General features: G+C 37.7%; 15 protein-coding genes and 1 riboswitch. Of the genes, 4 read left to right on the top strand and 11 right to left on the bottom strand.

What is annotated here, in order from left to right; genetic code table 11:
• Positions 1–150 precede the first annotated feature (150 nt).
• Positions 151–1,920 (top strand): B12-binding domain-containing radical SAM protein, encoded by a 1,770-nt coding sequence (locus AC0C45_RS09685; protein ID WP_047931170.1) that lies wholly within the window; start codon positions 151–153, stop codon positions 1,918–1,920.
• 27 nt (positions 1,921–1,947) lie between these two features.
• Here AC0C45_RS09685 and AC0C45_RS09680 read toward each other — a convergent pair whose 3' ends face one another.
• From AC0C45_RS09680 to phaR, 8 genes are all read right to left on the bottom strand, one after another.
• Positions 1,948–2,121, bottom strand: coding sequence for a thiamine pyrophosphate-dependent enzyme (locus AC0C45_RS09680; protein ID WP_013082205.1), 174 nt, complete (start codon positions 2,119–2,121; stop codon positions 1,948–1,950).
• A gap of 2 nt (positions 2,122–2,123) precedes the next feature.
• Entirely contained in the window at positions 2,124–2,285 is a 162-nt protein-coding gene (locus AC0C45_RS09675; protein ID WP_013055942.1) for a hypothetical protein, read from the bottom strand.
• Between the two features lie 121 nt (positions 2,286–2,406).
• Positions 2,407–2,586: a hypothetical protein gene (locus tag AC0C45_RS09670; RefSeq protein ID WP_162488939.1), complete on the bottom strand. Its 180-nt coding sequence runs from the start codon at positions 2,584–2,586 to the stop codon at positions 2,407–2,409.
• A gap of 125 nt (positions 2,587–2,711) precedes the next feature.
• Positions 2,712–4,091, bottom strand: a complete 1,380-nt coding sequence (locus AC0C45_RS09665; RefSeq protein ID WP_256656514.1) for a TrkH family potassium uptake protein — start codon at positions 4,089–4,091, stop codon at positions 2,712–2,714.
• Positions 4,092–4,276: 185 nt separating this feature from the next.
• A complete protein-coding gene (locus AC0C45_RS09660) occupies positions 4,277–4,495 on the bottom strand; it encodes a hypothetical protein (protein ID WP_280168953.1) in 219 nt (72 codons plus the stop codon).
• 120 nt (positions 4,496–4,615) lie between these two features.
• Positions 4,616–5,704 (bottom strand): class III poly(R)-hydroxyalkanoic acid synthase subunit PhaC, encoded by a 1,089-nt coding sequence (locus AC0C45_RS09655; protein WP_016763365.1) that lies wholly within the window; start codon positions 5,702–5,704, stop codon positions 4,616–4,618.
• Positions 5,705–5,780: 76 nt separating this feature from the next.
• Positions 5,781–6,524 carry an acetoacetyl-CoA reductase gene (locus AC0C45_RS09650; protein WP_013055938.1) on the bottom strand — a complete coding sequence of 248 codons (744 nt, stop codon included), beginning with the start codon at positions 6,522–6,524 and terminating at the stop codon, positions 5,781–5,783.
• Between the two features lie 81 nt (positions 6,525–6,605).
• Complete coding sequence (gene phaR / locus AC0C45_RS09645; protein ID WP_472928116.1) at positions 6,606–7,205, bottom strand: polyhydroxyalkanoic acid synthase subunit PhaR; 600 nt, start codon at positions 7,203–7,205, stop codon at positions 6,606–6,608.
• 353 nt (positions 7,206–7,558) lie between these two features.
• Between phaR and phaQ the strand changes: the two genes are divergently transcribed.
• The 3 genes from phaQ (at position 7,559) to AC0C45_RS09630 (ending at position 9,064) form a co-directional block, all read left to right on the top strand.
• Complete coding sequence (phaQ, locus tag AC0C45_RS09640; RefSeq protein WP_013082201.1) at positions 7,559–8,038, top strand: poly-beta-hydroxybutyrate-responsive repressor; 480 nt, start codon at positions 7,559–7,561, stop codon at positions 8,036–8,038.
• Between the two features lie 168 nt (positions 8,039–8,206).
• Positions 8,207–8,719 carry a polyhydroxyalkanoic acid inclusion protein PhaP gene (gene phaP, locus AC0C45_RS09635; RefSeq protein ID WP_013055934.1) on the top strand — a complete coding sequence of 171 codons (513 nt, stop codon included), beginning with the start codon at positions 8,207–8,209 and terminating at the stop codon, positions 8,717–8,719.
• A gap of 147 nt (positions 8,720–8,866) precedes the next feature.
• Entirely contained in the window at positions 8,867–9,064 is a 198-nt protein-coding gene (locus tag AC0C45_RS09630) for an alpha/beta-type small acid-soluble spore protein (RefSeq protein ID WP_013055933.1), read from the top strand.
• Positions 9,065–9,115: 51 nt separating this feature from the next.
• On the opposite strand, the gene sigI is transcribed toward AC0C45_RS09630, so the two are convergent.
• The 3 genes from sigI to AC0C45_RS09615 form a co-directional block, all read right to left on the bottom strand.
• Complete coding sequence (gene sigI / locus AC0C45_RS09625; RefSeq protein WP_472928115.1) at positions 9,116–9,826, bottom strand: RNA polymerase sigma factor SigI; 711 nt, start codon at positions 9,824–9,826, stop codon at positions 9,116–9,118.
• A gap of 371 nt (positions 9,827–10,197) precedes the next feature.
• Positions 10,198–11,013, bottom strand: a complete 816-nt coding sequence (locus AC0C45_RS09620; RefSeq protein ID WP_237893682.1) for a TerC family protein — start codon at positions 11,011–11,013, stop codon at positions 10,198–10,200.
• A 95-nt stretch (positions 11,014–11,108) separates the two neighbouring features.
• Positions 11,109–11,204, bottom strand: a riboswitch (yybP-ykoY riboswitch).
• Between the two features lie 76 nt (positions 11,205–11,280).
• On the bottom strand, positions 11,281–14,319 hold the full coding sequence (locus AC0C45_RS09615; protein ID WP_472928114.1) for a PAS domain S-box protein: 3,039 nt from the start codon (positions 14,317–14,319) through the stop codon (positions 11,281–11,283).
• Positions 14,320–14,455: the final 136 nt, after the last annotated feature.

The raw sequence follows: 14,455 nt of genomic DNA, 5'->3' as shown, positions 1-14,455 counted from the left end.
CGAGACTCTTTCTTCTTTTACGTTTCTGTTACATTTTACCGAAATCCTTTCCCCTCCACAACAAAAGTGGCAAGGTATTTATACTTTATTTCTCAAATGTGCTAAAATAGTAAATTGATTTCATATTACGAGTTAAAAGGAGCTTTTTGAATGAACATTGTTGTCAGTACATTGAATGCGAAGTATATCCATACTTCTTTAGCGCTTCGATGTTTAAAAGCCTATGCCGAGCCTGACTATAAAGTGGATATGGCCGAATATACGATTAAAGATCCTGCTATGAACATTGTCACGGATTTATATAAACGCAACCCAGATATTATTGGTTTCAGCTGTTACATTTGGAATATTGAAGAAACGATTAAAGTCGCACAAATGCTAAAAAAGATCAATCCCGAGCTCATCATTATATTCGGTGGACCAGAAGTAACCTATGATGTAACTCACTGGCTAGAGCGTATTCCTGAAGCTGACTTTATCGCGATCGGTGAAGGAGAAGAAACATTCAAGCAGCTGTTGGACGAACTTCACGGAGAGTGCCAGTTTGAAAACGTAAGCGGCGTGGCTTTCCGAAAAGAAGGAAAACCAGTTGTAAACCCGCAGCGCAATAAAATTGATCTGCGCGAAATGCCTTCTCCTTTCCGTTTTGAAGAAGACCGTCAAGAACTTTCAAAACGCGTTGTATATATCGAAACAAGCCGCGGCTGTCCGTTTAGCTGTCAGTTCTGTCTCTCTTCTATTGAAGTAGGCGTTCGCTATTTCGATAGAGAAAAGGTAAAAGAAGATATTCGCTATTTGATGGATAACGGAGCGCGCACGATTAAGTTCGTAGACCGCACATTCAACATCAGCCGCAGCTACGCCATGGAAATGTTCCAATTTTTAATTGATGAACATCGTGAAGGTACCGTATTTCAATTTGAAATTACTGCCGATATTATGCGCCCAGAAGTTATTCAGTTCTTAAATGATAATGCGCCAAAAGGATTATTCCGCTTTGAAATTGGCGTTCAATCTACAAATGATGCTGTCAATGAACTAGTCAAACGCAAACAAAACTTTAAAAAGTTAACGCGTACCGTAACAATGGTAAAAGAAGGCGGAAAAATCGATCAGCATTTAGATTTAATCGCGGGACTGCCAGACGAAGATTATAACTCATTTAAGAATACGTTTAATGATGTATTTGCACTTCGCCCTGAAGAGCTTCAGCTAGGCTTTTTAAAAATGCTTCGCGGCACTGGCTTACGCTTAAGTGCGCCTCACTATAATTATCAATACATGGATCAGTCGCCTTATGAAATTTTAAGCAATAACGTCTTGCCATTTTCAGATGTCGTACGCATTAAACATGTAGAAGATATTTTAGAAAAGTTTTGGAATGACCATCGAATGGATGAAACAATAGAGTTTTTAGTAGAGCACTGCTATGATACACCTTTTGATTTCTTCCAAAACTTCGGGACGTATTGGGATGAAATGGGCTGGGTTCGAATCGGCCATCAGCTTGAAGATTTATTCAAACGCCTTAGACAGTACATTGAAACAGAGAATTTTTCAAATGAAGAAATGATTGAAGGGTTTATGAAAATTGATTATTTACAAAACCAAAAGCATAAGCCTCGTAAACCTTGGTGGGACGATAAAGTAGAAAAACAAGTCCGCTCTCATTACTATCAGCAAATGCTTGCTAATCCTTCTATCATGGGACAGGCTTTTGAAGCTGAACAGCTTGCTGAAAAAGAATTATACAAGCACACTGTTTTAGAGATTCTTCCATTTGACTATATGTATTATAAACAAACGGGAAAAATAAATGAACAACCATCTGTTCTTCTTGCTTATTATGATCAAAAAGCAAATGATACAAAACTTTATTCAGCACCTGTAGAGGCATTTGGCCTTCCAGTTGTAAGCTAAAACCTCGGATATCCGAGGTTTTTTTCTTTAACATTCTTTTTTCTTTTCATGCTCTTTATCAGACTTTGTCTTTCCTAGGGATTCATATATTTTAGCTGCGTTGGGATCGCCCATTTCCGCTCCGAACTCTTCTTGCAGTAACTGTTTTTGCTTCGCTTCAGTGCTTGCGATATGCTTATTATTTTGTTTATGTTTGCTCATCGTTACTTACCTTGCTTTCCTTTTTTCGAATTGCGATTCGCGCCTTTAGCCGGCTCCTCGCCGCCAGCATATTCAGCAGCAAATTCTGCATCTGAAAGGCTCTCTTTTGGTGTATTATTGTTAGTCAGTGCTGATTTGTAACCCACTTTACGCTTTGCCATCATATATCCCTCCTATGCTTGGAAGTCCATTGAACTTCCTTTTCTTAGAATGCACTTTCTGATGCGTAATATAAGCAGAAAAAGCTGTAAAAAAGCGGTTGAAACATAACGAAATTACTTTAATCTAAAGACAAACAAATGGGATAAATGAGTTCATCTGAACCGCTTGTGACACCGCTGTTGATTTCCGTGCAAAGCTTCGCTTTCCGCGGGCGGTCGGTGAGCCTCCTCGTCGCTTATGCTCCTGCGGGGTCTCACCTGTTCCGCTTTTCCCGCAGGAGTCTTCGCCTTGCCCTCCAATCAACAGCTGGAAGCAGCTAAACATATGAGACCTATGTTTACCATCATAAAAAAATCCGAACGAGCTTGATTAAGAATTAAGCTCGTTCGGATTCTTCTTCAACTAACATATTTTTACCTCAGCCTCTTTTATCCAATAATAATACGTTCTTTCGGATAGTGATAATCCGGTCCAGACGTTGGACGGCGAAGCATTAAAATAAATGAAAACATGCCGATTCGGCCAATAAACATTAAAATCATAATAACGCATTTGCCGATATCAGAAAGCCCTCCCGTAATTCCCATTGATAAACCTGTTGTCCCAAAAGCTGAACACACTTCAAAAATAAGCTCAATGAGAGAAAAATGTTCTGTAATACTTAAAATAAGAAGAGAAATCGAGCAAATGATTACGGCTAACATCGATACAGCTACTGATTTAATAATGTCATCTTCATGAATTTCGCGGCGAAAGATTTTAATCGTCTTATTTCCTCTGACATAATAAAATAGGAAAAGAATATTTAATGCAAACGTCGTCGTACGAATTCCTCCCCCTACTGAACTCGGTGAAGCACCGATAAACATCATCGCACTCATCATAATTAACGTAGGAAGTGAAAACTCATTAATATTCATGGTCGCTACTCCTCCGCTCCTTGTGGCAGCAGATTGGAAAAATGCATAAAAAAACGATTCATCCCAAGACTTATCTGCTAGAAATCCTGAATGCTCTAGCACAAGAATCAAGATTGTTCCCCCTGCTAACAGCAGAAAAAACATAATGGTCGTTAGCTTCGTAAATAGCGAAAATTGAAATTTACGCTTATCTTTAAATGTTAAAAAATAGTGCTTAATTTCAATTAATACAGGGAATCCAATCGCTCCAAGCGTAATTAAAATAACGGTTACCACTTGGACAAAATAATCATGGGCATACGGAATAAATGAAGATCCTGTAATATCGAAGCCAGCATTTGTTGTAGCGCTGACAGAAGCAAAGAAACCATGCAAAAATGCATCTGTCCAGCTCGAATAATAACGGAGAAAATGTAATCCTAAAACAATGGCGCCAACTAGTTCAATGGCAAAAATAATAAATAAAATATTTCTCATCAAGTCAACTAATCCTGATAAGCGGGATTGGTTATGGTCTGTCATAATGAGCTGACGTTCCTTTAAACCGATTTTTTTACCCAAAATCATCCAAATAAATGTACTGAGTGTCATTACACCAATACCACCGATTTGAAAAATAAAAGCGAGCAAAAAATAGCCCGTTGTACTAAATGTATCCGGAGTAGAGACAGGTGTCAGCCCTGTTACACTTACCGCACTAACGGCAATAAATAAGCGATCAATAAATGCTAACTTCACTCCCGGCTTTAAAGCTTCTGGAATACTAAGTAATAGAAATCCAAGCGTAACAGCCACTATGTAAAATGTAACAATAATTTGAGCTGAAGACATCTGCCTTACTCGTCGTTTCCATGGTTGCGGCATAATCTGACATTCCTTTTTTGTTATAATACTAATAGTTTTCTTCTTTCTTCTCAAAGCATACTCATTGTTACACGAATTGCAATATCCATGTAAAAAATCCCATGTTCAAGAAGGTGACTACATTAGTATAAAAGAAGTCACCTCACTTGTCATTAGATATCATATATTCCAGCAGCCCGCATAAAGAACCGTCAATCAATATTGTCTGTTTACAAAAAAAAACGAGGTTGAGACATAATTAAATGAATCCAATCTAAAGACGAACAAATGGGATACATGTGCTGAACCGCTTGTGACATCGCTGTTGATTTCCGTGCAAGACTTCGCTTTCCGCGGGCGGCCCGTGAGCCTCCTCGTCGCTGACACTCCTGCCGGGTCTCACCTGTTCCGCTTTTCCCGCAGGAGTCTTCGCCTTGCCCTCCAAGCAACAGCTAGAAGCAACTATATATTTGAAACCTACGTTTACCATAAAAAAAAACGAACCACTAATATCAGTGGTTCGTTTTTCACTTCGGCTAAAATACTTTTGTTCCAGCCGCTTCTTTATTTTATTTAGAGCGTTTTTCTAGCCAATCGCCGATTGAAGGATATGTTTCCTTCACTGCTTTTGGACCAAATACAACAGATACGTGACCTGTTTGCAACAATTTGTACTCTTTATCTTCACTTGAAACAGCGTCCATTAAAGCTGCCACTTGATGCGGCATCGCAATATGATCACGGCTAGCAGCAATGTTTAAAATATTAGCTTTAATATTTTTCAAATCTACTTTGCGTCCGCGAACTTCAAGTTCACCATTGATTAATTTATTTTGTTGATAGAAGTCACGAATCCACTGACGATAAGCTTCACCAGCAAATGGGATTCCGTCAGCAACCCACTTTTGCATTAGCTTCCAGCTTTCAACAAACCGCTGATTTTCCGAACGGTCCACCAACGTTACATATGGGCCATAGAAATTCGTGATTGGCTTTAACATCTTATTTCCAAAGTCAATCATCTCTGGAGGGATGTTTCCGAATGTATCTACTGCTTTATCTAAATTAAAGTAGCGATCGTCTAGGAATGCTCCGTATAAACCTGTATCCGAAAAATCAAATGGACTTGTCATAAAAATTAAGTTTTTAATCGGCAAGTCTTCATTTAATGCAGCAAAAATAGATGTCATAGTTCCGCCCATGCAGTAACCAAGAACAGACAAATCAGGAGATTTAGAAGTGCGCAGCACCTTTTTCGCCGCTTTTGGAATATAATCTACAATATAATCATCTAGCTTCATATTGCTGTCTTCAAGCCCAGGAGTTCCCCAGTCAAGCAAATACACGTCAAAACCACGGTTTAATAAGTATTCAACAAGGCTGTTTCCAGGTGTTAAATCCAAAATATACGGTTTATTGATCAATGCATATACGAGTAAGATTGGTGTTTTATGCAGGTTATCTTTTACTGGCGTATAGCGGTATAATTTCGCTTTGTTCTTTTTCCAAATAACCTCTTTTGGTGTTAATCCAACTTCCGGTTCCGCTTCTGCTGTCATAATTTCATATGCACGCTTAAAACGTCTTGCAGAACTTTTATATTCACTTGGCATTGATTTGATTAATTTTTCCCACTCTTGCACGTAAGGAATTGCCACGAATATACACACCCTTTCATTCCATTAGTAGTTAGTTAACAAGCACAGCCCCGACAAAAGTCAGGGCCAGCATTTATTACATGTATAAGCCGCCGTTAATGTTTAACTGTTGTCCTGTAATGTACGCGCCGTCTTTTGCTAAGTAAACAACCCCACGTGCAATTTCTTCAGCGTGGCCTAAGCGACGAGTTGGAATTTTCGCAACAATTTTTGCACGAACATCTTCAGGAATTGCCATCACCATTTCCGTTTCAATAAACCCTGGGCAAATTGCATTAACTGTTACGCCTGTCTTAGCTAGTTCAAGAGCTAATGATTTAGTGAATCCTAGCATACCTGCTTTAGCAGCTGAGTAGTTTGTTTGACCAAATCCGCCCGCTTGACCAATAATTGATGAAATATTGATAACACGACCACCTTCAGATTCTAAAAGGTGCGTTAGCGCAGCTGATGTTGTGTTGTATACGCTATGTAAGTTTACATCAATTACTTTTTTCCAATCTTCTTCACCTAACTTCTTGAATGAACGGTCGCGCGTAATTCCAGCATTGTTTACTAGAATGTCTAATTGACCAAACGCAGCTTTTGTTTCTTCGATTAGGTGTTTTGCTTGATCTACATAAGACACGTCAGCTTGAACCGCAATAGCTTCTCCGCCGTTGTCTTTAATTTCTTTTACGATTGCTTCTGCAGATTCTTTACTGCTGTTATAGTTTACTGCTACTTTTACTCCATTAGAAGCAAGCTCACGTGTAATTGCTGCCCCGATACCTTTAGATCCGCCTGTTACGATTGCTACTTTACCTTGTAATGTTGTCATGAAAAATTTCCCCCTTGCTTCTTCAGCGATGATTTTTACTGTAAATACAGCAGTTAATGTTGTTATAAAATCCCCTATACCTTACTTGCGAGCTGGCTGCTCAGTTTTTTGAGCGTTTGATGGTTTTGCTTCAGATTTAGCTTCTGCCTTTGGCTTTTCAGCTAATTTTTCTTGTTTTTCTAACAGCTGAGCCTGAAGCTGCTCACCTTGAGCTTTAATTTGTTTTTGAATAGTTTCTTTTAACTCGTCTTGTGTTTTTTGCTGCCCTTCAAGAAGAGATAAAACTTTGTCGAGTTTTTTGTCTAACGATTTGACATCAGATTTCAGCTTAGTTACATCTTTTTTCAAAGCAGATGCACTTTCTTGCTGTGCTTCTAATTCATCAAAACGATCGTCAAATTGCTCTTCTAATAATTCTACTTTTTCTTCCACATTGATGACTAATGACGCAACGTTTGCTACATCTTCTTTTGTTGGTACATTTACTTGGTGCAGATAGCGCCCCGTTACTTCATTTACTGCTTGTTGATATTGAAGGTTCATATTTAGCACATTTCCCATGAGCTGGGAAAATTCTTCACGATTCATATTGTCCCCAATAACTTTACCCCAGTAAGATTCGGTTTTGTCATATACGTCTTTCCATGCTTGAAACGGATCAAATACTTTTTGCTGTTCCAAAACTCCATCTCCTTTCTTGTGTACGTTAAAAGTGATGGCTTTCAATATGGACACTTAATGTGACAAGCGACATATTAGAAGCTCTAAGTAAACGCAACCAATTTTGCGTTTATTTATTGGATAATGTAAATCTTTTCACAATTCACTTACCAACAAATTATAAATGTTATAAAAATTACCTACATGTACTATTATAAATACGTTTTCCAAAATAAACAATTCTAAATCTTTGTTTATTTTTGAATTTTTTTGACGCTTTTTGTCGAAATCCAAAAAATCGTTCTTTTTTCCTGTATTTGAAAGACCTGTTTTAAAGTGTTGACAAGTTTTTCATCTAGGTGTAAATTACACATATGGAAAACAAATTCTCTTTTTTCGAAGGGGTGATTACCTTGGGATCAAGTGAAAAAGATAACACCTCTAATTCAAACAACTTAGAAAAATCGATTAGCGGTGCACCAAAAAACTTGATGGTTCCTTTTCTTCTTTTAAGTTTAAGAGGTTGGAATCTACATGGTTACAAGCTCATTCAGCAACTAATGAGCTTTGGATTCACATCAGTTGATCAGGGAAATGTCTACCGCACGCTGAGACAGCTTGAAAAAGACAACTTGATTACATCGCAATGGGATACCTCAGCTGAAGGACCTGCACGCCGGATTTATTCATTAACAGATGCCGGCGAACAATATTTAAGCATGTGGGCTAATTCACTTGAACAGTATCAAAACATGTTAGATTCATTTTTTCACATGTATACCGACATGTTGTTCCCTTTTAGCTCTTCTTCTTCTAAAAAGTCAAAAGAATCAAAAGAGGAAGAAAACGATTAAAGGGATTCACGCAGTACATCTGCGTTTCCTAATATAATGTTAAATTTCACGGTCAACCAGCGAGCGCGGAATGTTAGGTTTATCACACAACTACGAATTTCTTCTTTAACGTTTTGTTCATTACGATAACTGTTCGCCAGACCAAATTATTCAAGGAGGAATTTGATTATGTCAACAGTAAAGTATGATACAGTAATTGATGCAATGTGGGAACAATGGACAAAGGGGTTACAAAACATTGCAGAAGGAAACAAACAAATTGAGCAATGGACGTTAAAAGCACTTGAGCAACAGCAAGAATTTGTAACAAAAGCAGTTGAACAACTTCAAGCAACAGACAAACAATGGAAAGCTGAATTAGAAGATCTTCAACAAAAAACAGTTGAAAACTTACGTAAAACAGCTGGAAACGCTGTTGCCGATTCTTATGAAGAATGGACAAACCGCACGCATGAAGCATTAAATAAATTACAAGAGCTTTCTCTTAACCAAAGCAAATCAAGCTATTCTTTAGTAAAGCAAGCTCAAGAACAATATCATCAAGTAGTAACACAATTAGTAGAAGAGCAAAAGAAAACGCGCCAAGAATTCCAACACGTATCTGATGCATACGTAGAACAAGTAAAATCTCTTCAAAAGTCATTTGCTCAGTCTCTTGAGCAATATGCAGTTGTAAAATAATATATAAAAAAGCCCAGCTTCTTTGAAAGCTGGGCTTTTTTATACTTTCTTGCAAACCATTACCAGTATGCAAAATAGGAAACAACAAATAATACAGGTACAGCAGTTCATTGCTGTACCACTAAAAAAAAAAGGAGATGACTAATCATGGCTAGAACAAATAAACTATTAACACCAGGTGTAGAACAATTTTTAGATCAATATAAATATGAAATCGCTCAAGAATTTGGGGTAACTCTAGGTTCTGACACTGCTGCACGCAGCAACGGTTCAGTAGGCGGAGAAATCACAAAACGCTTGGTGCAACAAGCTCAAGCTCACTTAAGCGGCAGCACACAAAAATAAAACATAACTTCATAACATGGCTAAAAAAAGGCACCTGCGTGTGCCTTTTTCTTACATAATATAGTCTTTTAAATACACGTAGTCCCCCGCTAATATAATAACCATCGCGATAATATATTTACGGTTTCTTTCAATTGTTTTCCGGCTCACTTTGACATGTTTTTCAATCAAGCGAATAGGAAGCTGCCGCTTTAAAAACAGCTTATCTTTTAATTCTTTTTCCTTGACGATAAAGGATGCAACTTCCACTGCATTTCCCCTTGCATCCTTATGTTTAGGAGATGTGTTAATAATGTCTTCAAGAGTTAATTTAAACATTTTTAGCGTCTGACAAAAATAAGTCATTTCCTCTTGAATATATGAAGTTTCATTTTGCCTTTTATAGTTAGAAAGCGATATATCCCTTTCTACCTTGCCTTGAATAAAACCTTCATTTTCAATTCGGCCATAGAGCAGCGTTTGATTTCTCTTTTCTTTTCGAATATAGTCAATTACTCTTCTTTTAATAATAAGTTCCGCAAATGCAAGAAGGGATCTGCCTTTTTGGATTGTGTAATTTTCAATGGCTTCATTAAATGCAATCAGACCAATGCTAAATTCATCGTCAGCTTCACTTATATAACGTTTACATACAGCTGAAACAACTTTAGCAATAAACGGTTTATATTGTTGAATCATTTCGTTATGTAATTGTTTATCCCCTTGCTGAATCGTCAGTACAAGCGTTTCAAGCGATGGAGGCGTTTGAACTTTTGTGAGCATTGGCTTCACCTCTTTTACTATACTCAGTTGCTTTATACCATGTTAATATCCATTCTTTTGATGACGAACAGGGTTGAGAAGCGCTCTGCTCCTTTTAATTTCCCTTTATTATAACCCATAATAGCTCAATTTTACCAATTAACATACATTTGAAATATATGTTTATAAACTGAAATAAACTTCATTGAACTGAATTACTCACAGCTGCTTCTGTTCTCTACAGAATATGAACGAAAAAGCAAAACATTCGGATATAAAATAATTAAACATTAGTTAGTTCTTTTACCCTTTATCTAAACAATCCAAACTAGGTATTTTGTCTTAATATAGAAAACGCGCCTTCAATTAGCATTGAAGGCGCGTTTTCTATATTATTGATTTTCAATTTTTTTTAACGATTCTTTTTTTTTCTCTGAGCCTTCAAGATCAGTTTGTTCTTTATTTTTAGATAGAAACCAGCCTGAAGCTGCTATGCCAAGTAACACAATCCAAAACGTAATTTTCCACACTTTTGATTCAGGGAAATGTTCATTAATAATACCTAATTCCGGATGAGCAAGGGTATACACCGCTAACTTAACTCCTACCCAGCCTACAATAGCAAAAGCCGCCGTTTCTAGGCCTGGGCGCGTATTTAATAGCTTCACGAACCAAGTTGCAGCAAAACGCATAATGATTAATCCCATAATTCCTCCGGCGAAGATCACCAAGAATTGTCCGCCATCGAGTCCGCCAATTTGAGGAAGATTTGTTGTTGGCAATGTAACAGCGAGAGCCACAGCAGCCAAAATTGAATCAACGGCAAAAGCAATGTCTGCTATTTCTACTTTTAAAACCGTCATCCAGAAACTTGAGCCCTTTTTTCCGTCTGCTTCTTTCACTTTTTCATGATCGTCTTTTTTCACATATCGCTTCACAATATGATTAATGGAAATGAACAATAAGTAAATGGCTCCTATAGCTTGAAGCTGCCATACGTCGACTAAAAATGAAATCAAGAACAACGAACCAAATCTAAAAATAAAGGCACCGGCTAGTCCGTAAAATAATGCCTTCTTGCGTTTTTCTTCCGGTAAATGTTTGACCATAATAGCCATCACAAGAGCATTATCCGCCGCCAAAATTCCTTCTAATGCAACCAGCACTAACAATACCCATCCATACTCTAACAAAAGCGATGCATCCATAAAAATCCCCTCTCATTTCTTGTATAAGTTTATTTATCCTCATTACCGGAATAAAACACAAAAAGACCTTTGCCAAATATGGCAAAGGTCTTGCTAAGCATAATCATTATGCCAACAAAGCCGATGGAATACTCCATGTAATGACGACTTTGTTTCAGGTTTCCCTGACGCTACTCCCCTTTACTCCTTAAGAAGTAAATATATTAAGTTGTTTTTATTTTACAAAGAGTCCACTAATAAGTCAATTAAAAGCCCTCTAAACTTTTGTTAAGCTTTTGTTAAGCGTTTTAATACATTCAAAAACGTTGCAATATGAATAGGCTTTGTTACGTATTCACTAAAACCGACTAAAAAAGCTTGATCGATATCGCTTTGCATCGCGCTTGCACTCAGGGCGACTCGAGGAATATGCTTCAACTCTTTTTCCAGCTGAAGCTGTGTGCATACCTCAAAACCATTCATATCAGGCAGATCAATATCAATTAAGATCATATCCGGTGAAATGGACCTGATTAGCCCGATGCCGTTTTCTCCTGTTTTGGCAACTAAGAGCTTAACGTTTTTATATGGAGAAAGAATCGATTGCATAAGCTCGATATTTGTATCGTTATCCTCAATATACACAATTGAAATTGGCATGGAAAAACCTAAGAATGACTCGGCTTCCCCTCCACTGGATAATCGTTTAGGAACAGGTGGATGGACTATAGGAAAACGCACCCAAAATGTACTGCCTTTTCCTTCTTCACTTCGCACTCCGTACGTTCCATTCATTAATACAACAAGCTGTTTTACAAGCGCCAACCCAATTCCTGTTCCGTCTTTTTCTAGTCTATTCACACGGTAGAAAGGCTCAAAAATCCGATTTAATTCTGAAGCTGGAATTCCAAAGCCCTTATCTTCGATCGATATAGTTACGTGATGCTGAGTGATGTCGGTATAGATAGTAATATCGCGATAAGCGGGCGAATATTTAATGGCGTTTGTAAGCAGATTTAATAAGATCTGCTGAAACCGAAGTTCATCTACTTCAATAAAGACTTCCTGGTATGCGTGAAAGCGAGTATAAAGTATACTATGCTTATCTTTTGCTAGTGGTTTCATAATTTTAAGCGCGTCTTCAATTGCCTCTTTTACCGACACCGGTTCAAGATTAATCGCTAAGTGGCCTGATTCAATTTTCGATAAATCAAGCGTTTCATTTATCAAATAAAGAAGATGATTACCTGCTTTTAAAATTTTCCGTATACGATTCAATTGTTTTTCTGTTAAATCTTTTTCCCCTTGCTCTTCCAATATCTGTGCATAGCCTAAAATACTGTTTAAAGGCGTACGAAGCTCATGGCTTACTTTTGATAAAAATTCAGACTTGGCTTGATTTGCCTTTTCGGCTTCTTCTTTTGCTATAATCATTTGCTGATTGGAATGAAGCAAATCTTGTTCTTGTTCCTGCTGTTTTGTAATATCATAAAATGTGACAACTACGCCTTTATAATATTTGCTTTCTTGAAGAGGTTCAGCATTCACCGAAAGCCAAGTCAATTTTTTCTCATTTAAATAAATGCCCATGACCGTGTTTCGTACAGGCTCTTTTGTGTGAAGACAACGAACAGATGGAATGTCTTCCAGTGCAAAAGGTGTACCGTCAGGATGAATAATTTCCCAGTCTAAACCAAAAGGGTTAACCGATAACATTTGGTCGTAAGGCACGTTTAGAATTTTAGCAGCGTATGCATTGGCAGCAATTAGATTTCCTTCAAGATCATGAAACACTACACCTTCTGACATTGTAGAGAGAACGGAGCGATACATGCTTTCACTTTTAGCCAGCTTTTCTCTTGCTTCGTGAAGATCAGTAATATCTACTATAGAACCAATAACTTCTTGTACTTCTCCTTTGTAGATATGAGGTATTAACTTCGTATAGTAAGCAAAGTCGTTCAAAAGTACTTCATAAGACACTTTCTCTCCCGCCCATGCCTTCTCATAGTATCTCTTATTTTCTTTTGCGTAGGATTCAGGCAAAAATTCTTCAAGTGTTTTACCAACAACATCTATTTCCTCATATCCCATTTCACGAACCATCTTTCCTTCGCACATGGTATGAATATATCCTTTATCGTTTTTGACAAATTTAAAAATAGCGCCATCTTGCTGTGAAAGCGTGCGTTTTAAATCTTTTTGTAAATCCAACAGCTGCTGTTGAGCCTTTTTTCGGTCCGTCACATCTTTGGCGATGACGTAACTTCCTTTAATTTGACCATGAACAATAATAGGCATTTGCGTTACTTCAACATATACAGGCTGATTATCTTTGCGAATGAGCGTTGCTTCATAATAAACAGAGTCTCCGCTCAGAGATTTCCACATATATTCTTCAGCTTGTTCAGCTTCTCTAAACATATAAGGAAACGGAATTTTCTCCATTTGATGCAACGTGTATCCCGTTAGCTCAATTCCTTTTGGATTAATCGTTTGAATATTGCCGTACAAATCAACCGCACACACAATATTGGGATTGTAGTTAAAAAGAGATTGATAATACTCTTCTTTTAATTGACTCTCCCTCACTTCTTCCTGACGCTTAAAAGCTGCAACGAGCAGGAAGACAATGAGTAGCGTAATTGTGATACTTGCAATAATATTGGAAAATGGTGCTTGATACGGCAGCCACTGCCCCCATTTTCTAGCAACTGAGTGTGCAATATGCAGCTTCATTCCATACATACTGATGAAATGCATAACTGAAATTCCAATGCCCAGTAAAATAGAGCTAACAAGTTTAAGAAACGGATTAGCCTTCACGCTTTTCGAACGAAAAAACAAGTGCATCGCATAAAATGCAACGACCAGGGCGATGATGATAGAAAGCAAAACAGATAGCAGGGCATAATGAATGCGTGCTTCTGTTTCGATTGCTGCCATTGCAATGTAATGCGTACCCAGAATGCTGCTTCCTAAAATAAGCCCTGACCATACCGACGTGCGCCATTTCCAGAATGTCCAAAACGCAACTAATGATCCGCTAATCGCTATTATTAAAGCAAGGACAGAAAGTACAGCATCAAAATGAAAGCTAACAGGAACATAATAAGCAAGCATAGCAATATAATGCATCGCCCCCACTCCAAGCCCCATTGAAGTTGCTGACAGTGTAAGCCACAAATAATTGTTCCGCTGTTTTTTTATCATTTTGCTCATAATATCAAGTGCTGTATAAGAGGCAAGAATCCCTACAATGACAGCAAGAAATACGGTAAATTCATTATAGTGACCAGTAATTGACATCATTTGCTTTCCTTTCAATTCAACGTTACTTCTTCTATCTAACTCTTCTCTTAAGAACTATATTACTATCATTTATTCCGAAAGCAGACACATGAAATAGACGAAACTTGCATAAGCTTCGTCCTTTCATCAACATAGCTATTTTAGAAGCAGC

This window comes from Priestia sp. VA7 (genome assembly GCF_055710015.1).
The sequence above is the reverse complement of the archived record's forward strand: the minus strand, read 5'-3'. Positions and strand labels throughout refer to the sequence as shown.